The sequence below is a fragment of the Vibrio rumoiensis 1S-45 genome (genome assembly GCF_000286955.2).
Lineage (GTDB): Bacteria > Pseudomonadota > Gammaproteobacteria > Enterobacterales > Vibrionaceae > Vibrio > Vibrio rumoiensis_A.
Map to the genome: position 1 here is coordinate 24,184 of NZ_AJYK02000093.1, position 17,615 is coordinate 41,798.

A 17,615-nucleotide genomic window follows, 5' to 3' on the forward strand; every position below is an offset into this window, starting at 1 on the left:
CAGCATTAAAATGTTACTTAGGTGTATTTTAGCTTTAGCCTTACATCATTTGTCGTCTTTTCCAACAAAAAAACACGCCATCACACCTTGTTAATTTTTGATGAAAATTATCTATTGAACATTTTTATTACCACATAGATCGCTTCAATCCACTCAATTCTAAAAGCCTTGTCGAAATTTCTTCTACCGATAATGTAGTGGTATTTAAGTATGGTATTGCTTCACGTCGAAACAAAGATTCCACTCGATTGAGCTCTTTTTCACACTGTTCTTGGCTCGCATAATCGCTATTTGCATAACGTTCGTGTCGAATCGCCATTAAGCGTTCAGTATCGATTGTGAGGCCAAATGTCTTGAAACGATAGGGTTCTATCTCTTTTGGTAGCTTTAATGACGCCATATCATCTTCGATAAATGGGTAGTTTACTGCTCGAATACCAAACTGCATTGCAAGATACAAACTGGTGGGTGTTTTTCCACAACGAGACACACCAAGCAAGATGATATCGGCTTGATCCAGGTTATTTAACGACACGCCATCATCATGTGCCAACGTGTACTCAACCGCCGCAATTCGATTTTGATAACTGGCGGCATCTTTCTTAATACTGTGAGAACGGTGCAATTGTGGGCTTGGCTCTAAGCCTAAATCGTGCTTTAAAGGCTCCACCAAGCAATTCAATACATCGTAAAAGTTCGCATCGGCCTGTTCAATGATCAACTTAACTTCTGGTACTACAATAGAAAAGAAGACCAATGGTTTTACATTAGATTCTCTAGCCTTTTGATTAATCAGGTTTTTTACTTGCTCCGCACGCTCTACCGTTTCAACAAATGGTAACGTTTTTTGAGCAATTTCTATTGGAAACTGCCCAAGTACCGCATGGCCTAATGTCTCAGAAGTGATTGCCGTTCCATCAGAAATGTAAAATACATCACGAAAATTTGTTTTGCTCTGCATAAGAAGTTGAATCCTTTATGGCGTGCTGTAAGTTAAAAGTTGTAAATATTTACAACTATAATTTCACAGAATATTTACAGTAAAGTCGCTAAAGTGAATTACATTGTGAATCAGTCGTGAATTTCTCGCTACAGCAATGCAATTGATTGAGACTTTGCCCACACTCTACGAGTGAGAAACACGATTTAATAGTATAAGAAACAAAACTTAATCCAATATAAAGTCTAGGAGACATGCCGTGGATCAGAATGTGGTTTGGTACGATGCTTTATCTATGAACGACGTTGATAAAGTCGGGGGCAAAAATGCATCTCTTGGTGAGATGGTTGCCAATCTTTCAAATGCTGGCGTAAAAGTGCCAAATGGTTATGCCACAACCGCTTTTGCTTTTAACCAATTTTTAGAAGCCAACCAATTAAATGATCGAATTTATCAACTACTTGATGAATTGGATGTCGATGATGTCAACGCATTAAAAAAAGCAGGCACCACCATTCGCCAATGGGTATTGGACGCTCCTTTCCCACCAGAGTTAGAAGAAGGTATTCGAGATTATTATCAACAACTTGGTAATGGCGACGACATGCTTCCTGTGGCCGTTCGCTCATCAGCAACAGCAGAAGATTTACCGGATGCCTCATTTGCCGGTCAACAAGAAACTTTCTTAAACGTTCGTGGCATTGATGCGGTTATCGAAGCGGCGAAACATGTTTTTGCTTCTCTTTTCAACGATCGTGCGATCTCTTATCGCGTACACCAAGGTTTTGACCATAAAGGCGTGGCTCTGTCTGCTGGTATTCAACGCATGGTCCGTTCAGACAAAGCATCGTCTGGTGTCATGTTCACCCTTGATACTGAATCAGGCTTTGATCAAGTTGTGTTCATCACCTCATCTTGGGGCTTGGGCGAAATGGTCGTGCAAGGCGCAGTGAACCCTGATGAATTCTACGTACATAAACCAACGCTACAAGCAGGTAATCCTGCGGTAGTCCGTCGTACTTTCGGCTCAAAACAGATCAAAATGATTTATGCCGATGGTAAAGAAATTGGCACTCAAGTTGAAGTAATCGATACCACCGATGAAGAACGTCGCCAATACTCTTTAAACGATGATGAAATTCAAGAACTGGCGAAACAAGCCATGATCATCGAAAAACACTACGGTCGTCCAATGGACATCGAGTGGGCAAAAGATGGTGTTACCGGTGAGCTGCTGATTGTACAAGCGCGTCCTGAAACGGTTCGTTCTCGTGACGATCAGCAAGTAATGGAACGCTTCCAATTAAACGAGCAAGCATCAAGTAAAGTCCTTATTGAAGGCCGTGCCATTGGTCAACGTATTGGCTCTGGTGTGGTTCGCGTTGTAAAAAGCTTAGATGAAATGGACCAAGTGCAAGCCGGTGATGTACTGGTTGCGGACATGACTGACCCTGACTGGGAACCAGTAATGAAGAAAGCCGCTGCGATTGTGACAAACCGTGGTGGCCGTACATGCCATGCGGCGATCATCGCGCGTGAACTTGGCATTCCTGCCGTCGTTGGTTGTGGCGATGCCACCAGCCTACTCAAAGATGGACAGTCTGTTACGGTTTCTTGCTCACAAGGTGAGACAGGATTTGTTTATGACGGTGAGCTCGATTTTGAAATCAAACGTTCTTCAGTAACCGATTTACCTGACTTACCACTGAAAGTGATGATGAACGTCGGTAACCCAGATCGCGCATTTGATTTTGCGTGTATTCCAAACGAAGGGGTTGGCCTTGCTCGTTTAGAATTCATCATTAATAAGATGATCGGTATTCACCCGAAAGCCCTGCTTAACTACGATGAACAATCAGACGAACTGAAAGCGGAAATCGATGAACGCATTGTCGGTTACGCTAATCCTGTAGAGTTCTACATTGAGAAACTGACCGAAGGGATCTCGACGTTAGCGGCCGCTTTCTGGCCAAAACGTGTGATTGTTCGTATGTCGGATTTCAAATCAAACGAATACCGCAACTTAGTCGGCGGCATCAACTACGAACCAACCGAAGAAAACCCAATGCTAGGTTTCCGTGGGGCTTCTCGTTACATTTCACCTAAATTCCAAGATTGTTTTGCTTTGGAATGTGAAGCAATGAAACGCGTTCGTAACAAGATGGGATTAAAGAATGTTGAAATCATGATCCCATTTGTGCGTACCACCACAGAAGCGGCATCGGTGATTGATTTACTGGCGAAGTTCGATCTCAAACGTGGCGAAGATGGCCTTAAAGTCATTATGATGTGTGAACTGCCATCTAATGCCATTTTGGCAGAAGACTTCTTAAAATACTTTGATGGCTTCTCGATTGGCTCTAATGATATGACGCAATTAACTCTTGGTCTGGACCGAGATTCAGGTGAAATTGCCCACATGTTTGATGAGCGTAATGCAGCAGTGAAAGCCATGCTGTCAATGGCAATTAAAGCGGCCAATAAAGCAGGAAAATACGTGGGAATTTGTGGTCAAGGCCCATCGGATCACGATGACTTAGCTCAATGGTTAATGGAACAAGGCATCGATTCGGTCTCATTAAATCCTGATACTGTCCTCGAAACTTGGCTGCATTTAGGCACGAAAGTTCCAAATAATTAAGCATAAAGCCGATGCTTTTCTAACAAAAAACGAGATCATTGCGATCTCGTTTTTTATTGCAGATAGTTTTTATTTCAAAGGCTACGCGATCTTATATTAACCAATCTGCGTCATTTTATTTAGGGTAAATTCTTCAATGCACCCTTCTGTAGCTTGTCTAAAGTCCGTCAGGTGTTGATTGGCTAAATGCACTTGCAGCAAGGCTTCACTTTGCCAATTTTCATAAAAAACAAAATGTGCTGGGTTTTGATTATCTTGGTGCAAATCATAGTGAATACACCCTTCTTCAGCACGAGTAATATCAATCAGTTTAAGCAATTCTGTTTTCACTAATTCAATTTGATCAGCTTTGGCTTTAATGTTAGCAACAATCGTTAACTTACTCATTGGCATTCCTATTATTATTTTTACAATGATTTCAAAATCGAAATCAATAATAGCCTTTGCGCTTATGCCGATAAACAGTAGAATATTAGAAAGTTTATCAAATAAAATTAGATAATATGCTATTAGAAGATCTTCAAGTCATTTTGAAAGTCGCCGAGTTTCGAAGTATCACAGCGGCTGCCACCCATTTAAACATGCGCACGGCCACCGCAAGTGCTGCAGTAAAGCGTGTTGAAGCTTTCTTAGGCGCTGAATTATTTGTTCGCACTACAAGGCAATTAAGACTTTCTAATGCAGGGGAACGCTACATACCTCAGTGTGAGGAAGCGATGCAAATGCTAGCTCACGCCAAACAAAATATGCAACATGACCTAGGGAAGATCGAAGGTGAATTACGAATTTCGGTTTCATCCGATTTGGGGCGAAATGTCATCATACCTTGGATTGATGAATTCATGGATGTACACCCTGGGTTGAGCTTAAAAGCGCACATCAGCGACAGCAATGTGGATTTTTACCGTGATTCTGTTGATATGGCGGTACGCTACGGCTCACCAACCGATGCGAATTTATATGGCTTTAAAATTTGTGATATTCCAAGAGCGCTTTGTGCAACCCCAGACTATTTAGAAAAACACGGCACGCCTACTCACCCCAATGATTTGGTTAACCATAATGGCCTGCACTATCAGTTATCGGATATGGTTCACGATACTTGGCACTTCACCAATGAAACTAACGAGTATAAAGTAAAATTAAGAAGTAACCGTACCGCCAATGATAGTGATTTAGTTCGTCGGTGGTGCGTAAAAGGATACGGTTTCTCAGCCAAATCCATTTTAGATATGTCGGAAGATTTACTTACAGGTAAGGTAGTGACGGTTATGCCAGAGTATCAATTGACCCCAACTGAAATCTGGTTTGTTTGTCCCAGTCGACAATCAATCACTCCAGCTATGCGTTTATTAAGAGATCACTTTAGAACCAAAGTTGAACAGCGTTTAAAACATTTGAAAGAAGAAAATATGTTCAGGGTATAATTATTTAATGTCTTCGATGTAGATCCGTGGCATATATCATCAAAAGTCATTCAAGTTGAATGAAGCGACAAATGAATGTCGCCTCATAAACATAGTTAGACTATATGATTAGAAGGTGAATTAGCGCAGTCAACAAGCCGATACCTTCAAGTACAGAGGGGAATGAATGGTTACTGCAATTGATTTAATCTCGCTTTGGTTAAATTTTCTTCAAGTTTTTGAATGTCCTCACGGTCAAACATTTCTTGCAGAGTGGAAGCGAGCTTACGACGCCAATTGGGGTATTCATTCATTGTGCCAGGAACATTTACCGGTGTATCCATTTCAAGCCAATCTTCCAGCTGTAAGCTCAGCAACGCACTCGAACCGCTTGCCATATGTACTTGCATAGCCTCACTTAACGCACGATTAATCATTACATTACCTTGATCATCATAAGTAACTTTAGGTAAACGGTCATGTGAAGCAAGTGTCTCAATAATGTGGTTACGTCGTGTGTTTCTGTCTTCAAATAACAATTGCAACTGCTCTTCATCAGGATACAGACCAATCTCTTTGCCTAAGGTTAAATCGGCGCTATTCCAAAACCCTCGTAATGTTGGCATGTCGTGTGTACATAAAGCCGTCATGGATTGTTGCTTGTATTTATCAGGTGCAATGTATTTACCATCATCTTCAGTTTCGAAGAAAAATACTTTATAAGAGTGAATACCGGCATCATTTAATTTTTCTACAATTTCGTCTGGTACTGTGCCTAAATCTTCCCCAATCACCGAACATTGATGTCGGTGACTTTCTAGCGCCAATATCGACATTAAATCATCCACTGGATAATAGATGTATGCCCCATTTTTTGCGGTTTTACCTTTTGGTATCCACCATAAACGCAATAAACCCAGCACATGATCAATACGCAATGCGCCACAATGACGCATATTAGCGCGCAGCAAATCAATAAACGGTTGGTAAGCCATCGCTTTGAGTTGATATGGGTTGAATGGAGGCAGCCCCCAGTTTTGTCCAAGTGGGCCGAAAATATCCGGCGGTGCACCAATGCTGACATCTTGGCAAAGTGCACCATTATCGGCCCAGGTTTCAGCCCCAGAATCACAGACACCAACAGCTAGATCTCGATATAGACCAACCACCATTTGCTTTTCTTCGGCTAATGCTTGAACTTGGGTAAGCTGTTGATCAGCCACCCATTGTAAATACATAAATAATTGAACTTTATTAAAATTATTCTTAATAAAGCTTTGTACTTCTGGTGAATGAAAATGTTGGTATTCGTTGGCAAAAACCGGCCAGCCCCACACAGACTCATCTTCTGCTTTTAGTTGCGCGTGCAAAGCATCAAAAGCGGCTTGATGAAGTAAACTTTCGCCACCTTGTTGTACAAATAGTTGGAAATCTTGGCCGCGGGGCGAGTCGTTCACCAATTCAAATTCAACAAAGGTTTCGTACAATGCTGGTAGCACTGCCATTTTCAATGCAGACACTTCCGTGTAATCCACCCATGCTTTTTGTCGGTTTGCTTCTAAGCGTTTCTGAAACTCATCATTGTTAACGATCGATTGAGCTTTTGAACACAGTTCAAATTCAGGGACGGCTTGAACATCAATATACATCACGTTTAACCAACGACGTGATGATGGGCTGTAAGGGCTTGCTCCTTCAGGATTGGCTGGAAATAAAGAATGTATCGGATTTAGCCCAACAAAATCTCCACCACCATCTGCAATCTTACTAACCAAATATTTCAAGTCAGTAAAATCACCAATACCCCAGTTGTTTTCAGAGGTAACCGAATATAGTTGGATACTCGGGCCCCATAAACGCTTCCCTTCATTCAATTCAGCTTGCTTGAAACACGCCTGTGGTGTAACGATTAATGACATTTCAAATGGCTTATTTCGGCGCTTACGAAACAATGAAAACTGGTGGTAGCCTAAAGGTAGAGTGTTAGGTAATGAAAACGTTAAGTAACCTAAAGTCTCACGATTATCATCAATTACTTGAGATTCTAGATACCCTTCAAACCGTTCACCTTGCTCGGTGATCAGCAACCATGAGAATTCACTCACTCTTGCCGATGGCGCAATATGCAATTCAATATGCACATCGTTAGTCGCGTGAACCACTTTGACACAAGGCAACACATCCACTTTATGGCGCTGTTCTGCTTGGTTCAATAATTGCTGTTCGTCCTTCGTATCGTAGCCTAACGCTTGTAGCAATTCTTCAATAGTTGTATCACTCACGTAGGCTTCTTCTCCCCACGCGCTAATATAACGATCAACGATGCCTTCTTGGCTTGCAACTTGTTTTAGTACCGATTCTGATTGGCGATTTGACTCTTGCATTGAATACTCCATAGACAATATTCCTGAGGGAATTGAGTTCATCTGATTGATATCAATTTTGCCGATTTATCACCGTATTAACATCCTCCCTTCTCTAATGTAAAAGGGAGGAGGAGCAGGGCGTAGGAGATGAAATCTTCAAACAAAACGAGATCTATCGCATGGTTTCTTATATAAACCAGAGTCAGATCACATCAGTTTAGTCACTGCGTGATATGTTATTAAAGATGGTTCTTACAAAATACAGACGATAAAAAAATATAAAACCAAGATCTGTATAACACATTTTATTTTTATAATTATTCGCTTACCTATTAAATAGAGATTCAACGCCGCCATGTGGATACCTTCCAAACTCAATCGCCCTGCGCGATTACACAATGCTATTCTTCGCTCACGGCTACTCGATGCGCTGATTCATGCTCCGTATTATAAGTTGGTCTTATTTCGCTCTCCGGCCGGTTATGGCAAAACCACCATGGCAGCACAATGGTTAAATAATCACCCTAACCTTGGTTGGTTTAACATTGATGAAAACGACAATGATACATTTCGCTTTGCCAACTATTTTTTGCAAGCCTTTAATAAAGCGACTAATAATGCTTGTCCGAATACCCAAGCCATTGCTGAGCGTCGACAATTTGCCAATCTCACTAGCTTATTTAGCGAATTATTTGCCGAGTTTGGATTTAATGAAACACAAACCTATTTAGTGCTCGATGATTATCACCTAATCACCAATGATGAGCTTCATGACGGTATGCGTTTCTTTTTAAAACACATGCCTGATAGCATTACGCTCGTTGTCACCAGTCGAACGCACCCTCCCCTCAATATTGCCAATTTACGTGTGCGCGATTTATTGATGGAAGTCGACAACGCTTTACTGGCATTCGATCAAGAAGAAACCGAACGTTTTTTCCACAAACGTATCGCCAATAATCGTTATGAAACGAATGTTTTAGAGTCATTACGTGCCCAAGTTGAAGGCTGGGCTTCTGCTCTGCAGCTGATCGCTTTACATGCCCAGCAGTATCCCGGCACGTTAGAAAACTCTGCGGTGTCTATCGCCAACTTCAATCAAGACCATATTTGGGATTACTTAGCAGAAGAAGTGTTCGACCAGCTTAACCCTGATCTGCAAAGCTTCTTATTGCAATGCTCTGTATTGGATATGTTTAATGCTGAATTAGTCACTGAGTTAACAGGACGTTCTGACGCATTGGCCATGCTCGATTCACTCAATCGCTTCGGGCTATTTATTCAACCAATGGAAGGCGAAGATAACTGGTTTCGCTTCCACAATCTTTTTGCTGAATTTTTACGCCACCAACGATATACGCAAATTCCAGGGCAACGCAGTAATCTTCACCACAATGCGGCGAATGCTTGGCTGAAACAAAATCGCCCACAAGCAGCGTTAACTCATGCTCAAAAAAGTGGGGATGAAGCTTTGCTTGTTGAAATTCTGTCTAATCACGGTTGGCAAATGTTTAATTTAGGCGAGCTGCAAGTGCTTGAATCCGCCATTAATGCCTTAAGTGACGAAGCCTTATTTACGTCACCACGTTTATGTTTATTACGTGCATGGTTAGCGCAAAGTCAGCATCGTTACCATCAAGTTTCCAACCTTATTTTAGAAGCAGAAGAAGAACTTTCTCAACGAAACATAGAGCTAACCGATAGCCAAATTGGTGAATTCAAAGCGCTCGCTGCTCAAGTAGCGATCAACCAAGACAACCCCGCACTGGCACTTGAAACGGCAGAGTTTGCCTTACAACAATTACCCGAAACCAGCTTCAGAAGCCGCATTGTGGCAACGTCTGTTATTGGCGAGGTCTATCATGTTATCGGTGAGTTGGATAAAGCGTTCGAGACGATGCACAAAACTGAATTAATGGCGTTGGAAGATGGTGTTTACCACCAAGCCTTATGGGCAATTTTACAACAAAGTGAAATTCAATTAGCCCGAGGTTATGGACAAGCGGCTTTTGAATTACTGAACAAAGCGGATCAATTAGTCAAAGCACAACACCTTCACCAACTTCCTTTACATGAATTTATGTTACGCATCAAAGCGCAAATTTTATGGTGTTGGAATCGATTAGACGAAGCAGAGCAATGTGCTCATGCGGGTATCGAAATCATGTCGCCTTATGAAAAATCGAAATCGCTTCATTGTTATTCCATGCTAGCAAGAATTGCAGTTTCACGAGGAGAATTAGATAAAGCGGCTCGTTATTTAGAAATAACCAATCAACTGCAAGCGAACAATCGTTATCATATTGATTGGCGCGCCAATGCCGATTTTGCCAATCTATTATATTGGGAAGCTACCAATGACAACCCAGCAATTCAAAAGTGGTTACAAGAGAGCCAAGAACCTCGCGCAGCCGTCAACCATTTCCAACAGTTGCAATGGCGAAATATTGCCAGAGCCTCTTTATTAATCGGCGATTTAACTCGCGCAGAACACATATTGAGCAAACTTCAAAAGCAATCTACTTCATTAAATTTAAAAGCAGACAGAAACCGCAATTTAGTATTAGAAGCCGTACTTGCCGTTAAAAAAGATGATGAAGAATCTGCGCTGAAACACATTAGTGATGCACTATCACTCACTAACAGTACAGGAATGATAGGTAATTTCTTGTGTGATGCTCAACACGTAACCCCTTTGCTTAAAGCCTTAGTAAAAAATAAGCAATTAGGTGAGCTTGAACAACATCGCGCGCAAAGCCTATTGCAATTAATGTCGAGCAAAGAACGTACTCGCTCTGTTCATTTTGATGAGGCTTTTGTTGAAAAACTGCTGACGCTACCCGATGTACCAGAACTGATCCGCACTAGCCCACTTACTCAAAGAGAGTGGCAGGTTTTAGGCTTAATTTATGCCGGTTTTAGCAATGACCAAATCGCGTCTGAATTTGATGTTGCCCCAACCACCATCAAAACACACATTCGCAATTTGTATCAAAAAATGGGCTTAGATAATCGTCAACACGCTATTCGAACGGCAGAACAATTAATCCATTTGATGGGGTTTACTGCGCATTAACCTCAAATTCAAAGACTAATCTCAGGCTTAGATAATTAACGTGAGTTCACTCATGGCATATTATTAACGATGATGTTACTAATGAACCTATGGTTCAAATAACTAGAAGCTTCTCATTAATACCGATTATGATTATGTAATTGGTGCTTGCCGGTTGGTTAAGGATGATCTTATGGCGACATATCTACCTAAACATAAAAATAAACCAGCATTTACGCTCAGCCGCAATGAGCGATATTTTTTCTTATTGATGACCGTCTTACTCTCAATGGGCGTTCTTTGGCACATCCATTCTACTTTCACTGAACGTCAAGCTCTGAAGCCTTTAAAGCAAAATCAATACCAGTTCAATCAAGCGTGCCAACTATCTATTAACGCTCACTTACCACGCGATAACGCGTTTTGCCAACACGCTCAAAATTTTAACGATCAGCTCACTTTAGCGCTAAAAGATCAAAGTTTAGAACTCAGTGAAACCATCGCACTTAATGTTTACTTCCAGCAATACTATCGTGAATTTTCTCAATAAAGTTTGTACGAAAATTCTTCTTTTCTATTTTTTCCCTACCTAAATAGGCATTTATCTACCACACTGATTAGTGTCGGTTTAATCACTGATGAAATACAAGCACAGCCAACTGCACTCTTGTTTACTTTCATTACTTGGCTGCTCAGCTTGTTATACCAATCAAGCAATTGGTATTACATTACTCGTTTGGCTTTAGCTGTATGATTCCCCAGTCATGCATCTAAAGCCTACTTTCGTTTCAAACAAGAGGTCGTTTTATGCCAAAATACATGCGATTCACATCAAATGTTTTACTTTGTGTTTCTTTTCTACTTCCCCCTTTCTATGTTGCAGCACAAGCCCCCGCTATTTATTCCAGTGAGAGTATTCATCATCCCGTTTGGGCAGAAAATGGCATGGTGGCCAGCCAAGAAGCGATTGCTTCCAAAGTCGGTGTCGATATCTTAAAAAAAGGTGGTAATGCCGTCGATGCTGGCGTGGCCGTTGGTTTTGCGCTCGCCGTTACCTTACCCCGCGCCGGCAACATTGGCGGCGGTGGTTTTATGATGATTTACGATGCTAAAAAGAAACGCACCTTTGCCTTAGATTATCGTGAAATGGGTCCCTCAAAAGCGTACAAAGATATGTACCTTGATGAAGATGGCAATGCGGTTGAAGAACTGTCGCGTTTTCATGGTTTAGCGGTTGGCGTACCGGGTACCGTAGCGGGCCTAATCACGGCTCTCGAAAACTACGGCAGCATGGACTTAAAAACCGTAATGGCTCCGGCAATCAAATTAGCAGAACAAGGCATTATCGTTACCCCTGATTTATATACCTCGCTACAAAGTGCCAAAGAACGGCTACAAAAATGGGATAGCAGCAAACCTGTATTTTTTAAAGATGGCGGTCAATCCGACTACCAAATTGGCGATAAACTGATTCAAAACGATCTCGCTAATTCCCTTAAACTCATTGCAGAAAATGGCCGTGATGGTTTTTATAAAGGTAAAACCGCCAAAGCGATTGCCGATTCAGTGACTGCGGCAGGCGGCTTAATGACAGTCGAAGATTTAGCGAGTTATAAAGCTGTGATACGTGAACCGGTAATGGGAAGTTATCGCGGTTACAGCATTGCCTCTATGCCACCACCATCATCGGGCGGGATTCATATTATTCAAATCTTAAATATTTTGGAAAACTACCGCATCGGTGAAATGGGACATAACACCGCCGAGACCATACATGTGATGGCTGAAGCAATGAAACTCGCTTATGCAGACCGCGCAGAATACTTGGGCGATCCTGACTTTGTAAAAGTACCCATGAAAGGTTTAACCAACAAAGACTACGCTCATAGTTTGCAGCAACAAATCTCACAAGACAAAGCGCGCCCAGCCAAAGAGATTAAACATGGTCAGCCGATGCCTTATGAAAGTGACCAGACGACCCACTTCTCTGTCATGGATAAAGATGGCAACGTGATTTCTAACACCTACACCTTAAACTTTTCTTACGGTACGGGTATGGTCGCCAATGGCACTGGGATCTTACTCAATAACGAGATGGATGACTTTTCTGCCAAGCCCGGTGTACCGAATGGTTATGGATTGATTGGTGGTGAAGCGAATGCGGTCGAAGGCGGTAAACGTCCACTTTCTTCCATGAGCCCGACGCTAGTATTTAAAAACGGTAAGCCTATTCTGGCAACTGGTAGCCCAGGAGGTAGCCGAATTATTACGACTACTCTACAAATCATCATGAATGTGATTGATCATAATATGAATATCGCCGAAGCGACCCATGCGGTACGTGTTCATCATCAATGGTTGCCTGACGAACTACGTATTGAAAAAGGCTTGAATCAAGACACAATCAAACTACTGCAAGCGAAAGGACAAAACGTCGTCGAAAAAAGTGCAATGGGTAGCACTCAATCAATTATGCATACGGATAAAGGCTTCTTTGGATCGTCGGATCCAAGAACGCCAAGCGCATTAACTACCGGATATTAAGGAATAGAGCATGAAAAAATGGACAACCGTGATACTCAGCACCTTGGCACTATTAAGCCCAGTTCTCGCTTGGGCAAATGCAGACAACGGACTGGTACAAGTGCAAAGTCAACATAGCGTGCAAGAGACATCCGATAAACTCGTTAAGGCGTTAAACTCAAAAGGAATGACGGTTTTTGCGCAGGTTGATCACGCAGCTGGCGCAAAGAAAGTCGATATTGAATTGCGTCCAACGAAAGTGATCATTTTTGGTAATCCTAAAGTAGGTTCTCCACTTATGGTTTGCCAACAATCCGCCGCCATTGATCTACCACAAAAAGCACTGATTTCAGAAGATGAAAGTGGCAAAGTTTGGTTAACTTATAACGACCCTAAATATTTAGCTTCACGCCACCAGATCCAAGGTTGTGACGAAGTATTAAATAAAGTGTCTAACGCCTTAGCGAACTTTGCTAAAGCGGCGACACAGTAACCCTTTTAATTTTAGATATTGTTGCAATTTACGGCTCTAAAATGAGCTTATCTTGAATGAAATCTAGAAATAGCGAAATTCTTGATGCTAACGCACTTTGCTTATAATACACCGCTTGAATCGATTCCCTTCGGTTTGGGTGGTGTATTGCATTAGGTAACACTTCGACTAACGAACCATCGTTCAATTCACGGTGAATCATGTAATAAGATAAAGCGGTAATCCCCATTCCATTAACGCACAGCTGTTTTATGACCTCTCCACTACTGGCTTTTAATTCAAAATTAATCGCATTATTGGGCTCTTTTAAGTACCAGTTATTCAAGTGAGAAGCGTGTGAGAAGCCAATAAGACTATGTTCTGACAGTTGACCACTATGCGTTGGCGTACCATTCGCTTGCAAATAATCTGGACTTGCCACCAACACTAATGGACTTTGCCCTAAGGCTCTTGCATGCAAAGTAGAATCCTTTAAATCACCGATACGAATTGCTACGTCAACCTTATTTTCAAGCAAGTCCACGACGGTATCATTGGTTGTGAGTTCTAATTCCACTTTAGGGTATTGCTGTTTAAATTCAGGCAGAACCTGAGCAAGCTGATTAATCATAAATGGAAAAGCAGAATCAACACGCAATTTACCAACGGGCTCGGTTTGATGGGACAATAAATGTTGCTGACCAAGCTCAAGGGTATTTAAAGCCTTTTGCACATACCCTTTAAAAACGACACCTTCTTCGGTCATGACTAACTTTCGAGTGGTGCGATTAAACAAGGTGGTATCGAGTTGCTTTTCCAATCTGGCTATCGCTCTTGATAAGGTAGCAATTTGAATCCCTTCCTTTACCGAAGCCTTTGAAAAACTCTCACTTTCTGCCACCGCCAGAAAAGCCATTAAATCTTCTGTTTTAATCATTTACGAATGCTCTTTCATATACCGTAATAAGAGAATACATTTATTGCATATTATTCAAAAGTAATTTGTATCTTTTGATGTTAGTGAAAAGATAAGGCTCTGATACCATGCTTGTATTCATAAGAAAACAAATAGTAGGAACCCTATGTCAACGTCTCTTTTTACGCCAATCCAATTCGGTGGTTTAACCTTAAACAACCGTATCGTCATGCCTCCAATGACACGCTCTCGTGCAAAAAATGGCTGCGCTAATGCCATGATGGCGGAATATTACGCGCAACGTGCAGAAGCGGGACTGATCATTGCTGAAGGCACGCAAATCTCTCAACTAGGTCAAGGTTATGCTTGGACTCCGGGTATTTATTCTCCTGAGCAAATTCAAGGCTGGAAACTCGTCACTGATGCTGTACACGCAAAAGGCGGTAAAATATTCGCTCAACTTTGGCATGTAGGTCGAGTCACTCATCCAAGTAATACTGGCGGTGTACAACCTATTTCGTCCAGCGAACAAGCCGCTAAAGGCGTAAAAGTATTCATTGATGAAGAAGACCAACCAAACTTTGTCGATACCGTATTACCAAGAGCCATGACTCACGACGACATCGAGCATGTGAAAGGTGAATATTATCAAGCGGCGTTAAATGCCCTAGAAGCTGGATTTGATGGTGTTGAATTGCACGCGGCAAACGGCTACTTAGTGAATCAATTTATCGATTCAGAAGCTAACCTTCGCGATGATGAATACGGTGGCAGTACTGAAAACCGCCTGCGTTTCCTAGGTGAAGTGGTCGATCAACTGGTTTCAGTCGTGGGTAAAGAGCGCGTCGGTGTTCGCCTTGCCCCATTCACTTGCTTAAATGGCACAGTAGATTCTGATCCTGAAGCGACTTATATCGAAGCGGCGAAATTACTTAATAGCAAAGGTATTGGCTACATCCACATCGCAGAAGTGGATTGGGATGACGCTCCAGATACTCCAATCTCATTTAAACAAAACCTACGTCAGGCTTTTGATCAAACCATCATTCTAGCGGGTAAATATAATCCAGAAAAAGCCCAGCAAGCGTTAGAGCAAGGCTTTGCCGATATGGTGGCGTTTGGTCGTCCATTTGTGGCAAACCCAGATTTAGTCACTCGAATCAAAAATCAGTACCCACTCGCCGAGCATAATCCAGATACGTTGTTTGGTGGCGCTGAGCAAGGGTTAACCGACTACCCTGTGTATTCTGAAGCTTAAGGGGATCCAATGAACAAACACAATATCGTAATCAACACCCAAGCTTGGTGTGTGGAATCTAAAACCAATCAGTTAAAGCTATCTGACAAAGCGCTTGAGCCTTTAGCGAGTGATGAAGTTCAAATTGAAAATCATGCCATTGGTCTTAATCCCGTTGATTTCAAAGTCATTAACAACGGTGTGTTAAGTGATGGACAAGTAGCGGGCGTTGATGGCGCAGGAATGGTAACCGCTGTCGGTTCAAGTGAGCTTTCTCACCTTATTGGCACTCGTGTGGCTTATCATCAAAACCTGCATTTGAACGGTAGCTTTGCCAAGCACATTAACATTAAAGCAAAGGTGACAATCCCGCTCCCAAACAAAATAAGCTTTGAAGTTGCAGCGAGCCTACCTTGTCCATTGCTCACTGCTTGGCAGGCTGTCGATAAACTGCCAATCAAACCAAATAGGACTGTTTTGGTAAGCGGTGCCTCTGGTGCTGTGGGGCGTTATTTAATTCAGTTATTAAAACACAAAGGATTCAACGTTGTTGCAACGGCAAATCCAAATCGCCACCCACAACTTGAAGAGCTTGGTGCTCAACAATGCTTCTCAATGGACGAAACATTTAGCGACAGAACATTTTTCGCCGTTATAGACACTCGTTCACGAGAAACCGCTAAGCAACTCGCACCAACCTTGCAAGCCAACGGACATCTCGTTTCAATTTTAGGCAGATTAGAAGAGCAACCTCTGTCAGCCTTTGAACGTTGTATCTCGTTGCATGAAATAGCACTAGGTGCCTTACATCAAGAAGGACTAGATAGCGATTGGCAAGAGTTAACTTCAATGGGGACTGAACTTATGAAGCAAATCTCGAACCAACAAATTATACCAAATCCAATTCATATGATGGATTTTGCAAAACTTGATCTTGCTATTAATGAATTTGAACATCAAAGAAAAGCACTGAAATACGTCATTCAATGCTAAACCTAATACAATTTATACCGTTATAGGACATCAATAATGTCAAATATAGAAAACATGCAAATCCCAACACTAGGCGCGGGTACATTTCGCCTCAAAGGTCAAGATGCTTATCAATCGGTTGAGATGGCTCTAAAACTTGGTTATCGCCATATCGATACCGCGCAAATTTATGGTAACGAAGCCGAAGTGGGTCAAGCTATCACTGATAGCCAACTTGATCGTTCAGAGCTCTTTTTAACCACAAAGATTTGGATGGATAAATTTGCCCAAGCCGATTTTTTACCAAGTTTAAAAGAGAGTTTACACAAGCTACAAACGGAGTATGTGGATCTGCTTTTGATCCACTGGCCATTAAAAGATGAATCCGTTTCTATGACGGAATACCTAACTGAGCTGAAAAAAGCGCAGGATCTCGGCTTAGCCCGTCACATTGGGGTGTCTAACTTCACTAATGCGCAAATGACGCAGGCCATTGAGATTTTAGGTGACGGTAAGATTTTCACGAACCAAGTGGAGATTCATCCTTACTTGCAAAATCGAGCCGTGGTTGAGTTTTGTCAGCAACACAATATCTTAGTCACCGCCTACATGCCTTTTGCTTACGGTGATGTGCTAAAAGATGACGTTATTTGTGCCATTGCAAAAAATCATCAAGCGACACCAGCTCAAGTGGTACTCGCTTGGATTATTCAACAAGGGTTTGTCACCATTCCTTCCAACACCAAGGAAAAGAACCTAGCGAGTAACTTAGAATATTCAAAAGTGACACTCACTGAAAATGACATGAAACAGATCGCCACGCTCGATCGTAATCATCGTCTTGCGAATCCAGATTTCGCACCTGAGTGGGATTAAAATTGACAACATAATATAAGGCTCGACAGGGGCCTTATTTTTTCTCTGATATGCCAAGTAATAAAGCTTCATACTAAAATGGCAGTGATCGCAGTCAATACTGCTACTATTTCTAAAGCGTCTATGCCCTAAAAAAATCCCTCCCCCAAAAAAGCACAAATCAAGCGTCACTCAAAATCGTCATTCCGGAAACGAGGGACGAGTTATCCGG

The 17,615-nt window shown here is 41.9% G+C and carries 13 protein-coding genes; 9 read left to right on the forward strand and 4 right to left on the reverse strand.

What is annotated here, in order from left to right; translation table 11 throughout:
* Positions 1 to 127 precede the first annotated feature (127 nt).
* Positions 128 to 961, reverse strand: coding sequence for a posphoenolpyruvate synthetase regulatory kinase/phosphorylase PpsR (gene ppsR / locus A1QC_RS12960; protein WP_017024087.1), 834 nt, complete (start codon positions 959 to 961; stop codon positions 128 to 130).
* Positions 962 to 1,199: 238 nt separating this feature from the next.
* Between ppsR and ppsA the strand changes: the two genes are divergently transcribed.
* Positions 1,200 to 3,581 carry a phosphoenolpyruvate synthase gene (gene ppsA / locus A1QC_RS12965; RefSeq protein WP_017024088.1) on the forward strand — a complete coding sequence of 794 codons (2,382 nt, stop codon included), beginning with the start codon at positions 1,200 to 1,202 and terminating at the stop codon, positions 3,579 to 3,581.
* Positions 3,582 to 3,677: 96 nt separating this feature from the next.
* On the opposite strand, the gene A1QC_RS12970 is transcribed toward ppsA, so the two are convergent.
* Positions 3,678 to 3,968, reverse strand: coding sequence for a putative quinol monooxygenase (locus A1QC_RS12970; protein WP_017024089.1), 291 nt, complete (start codon positions 3,966 to 3,968; stop codon positions 3,678 to 3,680).
* 116 nt (positions 3,969 to 4,084) lie between these two features.
* Between A1QC_RS12970 and A1QC_RS12975 the strand changes: the two genes are divergently transcribed.
* Entirely contained in the window at positions 4,085 to 5,008 is a 924-nt protein-coding gene (locus A1QC_RS12975) for a LysR family transcriptional regulator (protein ID WP_017024090.1), read from the forward strand.
* A gap of 170 nt (positions 5,009 to 5,178) precedes the next feature.
* Here the strand turns inward: A1QC_RS12975 and malQ are convergent, their stop codons facing one another.
* Positions 5,179 to 7,371, reverse strand: coding sequence for a 4-alpha-glucanotransferase (malQ, locus tag A1QC_RS12980; protein WP_017024091.1), 2,193 nt, complete (start codon positions 7,369 to 7,371; stop codon positions 5,179 to 5,181).
* A gap of 337 nt (positions 7,372 to 7,708) precedes the next feature.
* On the opposite strand from malQ, the gene malT reads away from it, so the two are divergent.
* From malT to A1QC_RS13000, 4 genes are all read left to right on the forward strand, one after another.
* Complete coding sequence (gene malT, locus A1QC_RS12985; protein WP_017024092.1) at positions 7,709 to 10,429, forward strand: HTH-type transcriptional regulator MalT; 2,721 nt, start codon at positions 7,709 to 7,711, stop codon at positions 10,427 to 10,429.
* A 172-nt stretch (positions 10,430 to 10,601) separates the two neighbouring features.
* Positions 10,602 to 10,958, forward strand: a complete 357-nt coding sequence (locus tag A1QC_RS12990) for a hypothetical protein (protein ID WP_017024093.1) — start codon at positions 10,602 to 10,604, stop codon at positions 10,956 to 10,958.
* Positions 10,959 to 11,215: 257 nt separating this feature from the next.
* The gene (ggt, locus tag A1QC_RS12995; protein ID WP_017024094.1) at positions 11,216 to 12,952 is read left to right on the forward strand and encodes a gamma-glutamyltransferase; all 1,737 of its coding nucleotides are present in this window, start codon (positions 11,216 to 11,218) and stop codon (positions 12,950 to 12,952) included.
* Positions 12,953 to 12,962: 10 nt separating this feature from the next.
* Positions 12,963 to 13,424 carry a DUF302 domain-containing protein gene (locus tag A1QC_RS13000; protein ID WP_017024095.1) on the forward strand — a complete coding sequence of 154 codons (462 nt, stop codon included), beginning with the start codon at positions 12,963 to 12,965 and terminating at the stop codon, positions 13,422 to 13,424.
* A 28-nt stretch (positions 13,425 to 13,452) separates the two neighbouring features.
* Here the strand turns inward: A1QC_RS13000 and A1QC_RS13005 are convergent, their stop codons facing one another.
* The gene (locus tag A1QC_RS13005) at positions 13,453 to 14,340 is read right to left on the reverse strand and encodes a LysR family transcriptional regulator (protein ID WP_017024096.1); all 888 of its coding nucleotides are present in this window, start codon (positions 14,338 to 14,340) and stop codon (positions 13,453 to 13,455) included.
* A gap of 145 nt (positions 14,341 to 14,485) precedes the next feature.
* Here A1QC_RS13005 and A1QC_RS13010 point away from each other — a divergent pair, with 145 nt between their 5' ends.
* From A1QC_RS13010 to dkgB, 3 genes are read left to right on the forward strand one after another with little or no spacing between them, the layout of a single operon-like run.
* Entirely contained in the window at positions 14,486 to 15,577 is a 1,092-nt protein-coding gene (locus A1QC_RS13010; protein ID WP_017024097.1) for an alkene reductase, read from the forward strand.
* 9 nt (positions 15,578 to 15,586) lie between these two features.
* Positions 15,587 to 16,549, forward strand: coding sequence for an alcohol dehydrogenase catalytic domain-containing protein (locus A1QC_RS13015; protein WP_017024098.1), 963 nt, complete (start codon positions 15,587 to 15,589; stop codon positions 16,547 to 16,549).
* A 54-nt stretch (positions 16,550 to 16,603) separates the two neighbouring features.
* Positions 16,604 to 17,404 (forward strand): 2,5-didehydrogluconate reductase DkgB, encoded by an 801-nt coding sequence (gene dkgB, locus A1QC_RS13020; protein WP_026025697.1) that lies wholly within the window; start codon positions 16,604 to 16,606, stop codon positions 17,402 to 17,404.
* Positions 17,405 to 17,615: the final 211 nt, after the last annotated feature.

Excerpts from the sequence above, each read along its gene's own strand:
- ppsR (WP_017024087.1), bottom strand. The coding sequence starts at position 961 with ATGCAGAGCAAAACAAATTTTCGTGATGTATTTTACATTTCTGATGGA.
- A1QC_RS12970 (WP_017024089.1), bottom strand. The coding sequence starts at position 3,968 with ATGAGTAAGTTAACGATTGTTGCTAACATTAAAGCCAAAGCTGATCAA.
- A1QC_RS12975 (WP_017024090.1), top strand. The coding sequence starts at position 4,085 with ATGCTATTAGAAGATCTTCAAGTCATTTTGAAAGTCGCCGAGTTTCGA.
- malQ (WP_017024091.1), bottom strand. The coding sequence starts at position 7,371 with ATGCAAGAGTCAAATCGCCAATCAGAATCGGTACTAAAACAAGTTGCA.
- malT (WP_017024092.1), top strand. The coding sequence starts at position 7,709 with ATGTGGATACCTTCCAAACTCAATCGCCCTGCGCGATTACACAATGCT.
- A1QC_RS12990 (WP_017024093.1), top strand. The coding sequence starts at position 10,602 with ATGGCGACATATCTACCTAAACATAAAAATAAACCAGCATTTACGCTC.
- ggt (WP_017024094.1), top strand. The coding sequence starts at position 11,216 with ATGCCAAAATACATGCGATTCACATCAAATGTTTTACTTTGTGTTTCT.
- A1QC_RS13000 (WP_017024095.1), top strand. The coding sequence starts at position 12,963 with ATGAAAAAATGGACAACCGTGATACTCAGCACCTTGGCACTATTAAGC.
- A1QC_RS13005 (WP_017024096.1), bottom strand. The coding sequence starts at position 14,340 with ATGATTAAAACAGAAGATTTAATGGCTTTTCTGGCGGTGGCAGAAAGT.
- A1QC_RS13010 (WP_017024097.1), top strand. The coding sequence starts at position 14,486 with ATGTCAACGTCTCTTTTTACGCCAATCCAATTCGGTGGTTTAACCTTA.
- A1QC_RS13015 (WP_017024098.1), top strand. The coding sequence starts at position 15,587 with ATGAACAAACACAATATCGTAATCAACACCCAAGCTTGGTGTGTGGAA.
- dkgB (WP_026025697.1), top strand. The coding sequence starts at position 16,604 with ATGCAAATCCCAACACTAGGCGCGGGTACATTTCGCCTCAAAGGTCAA.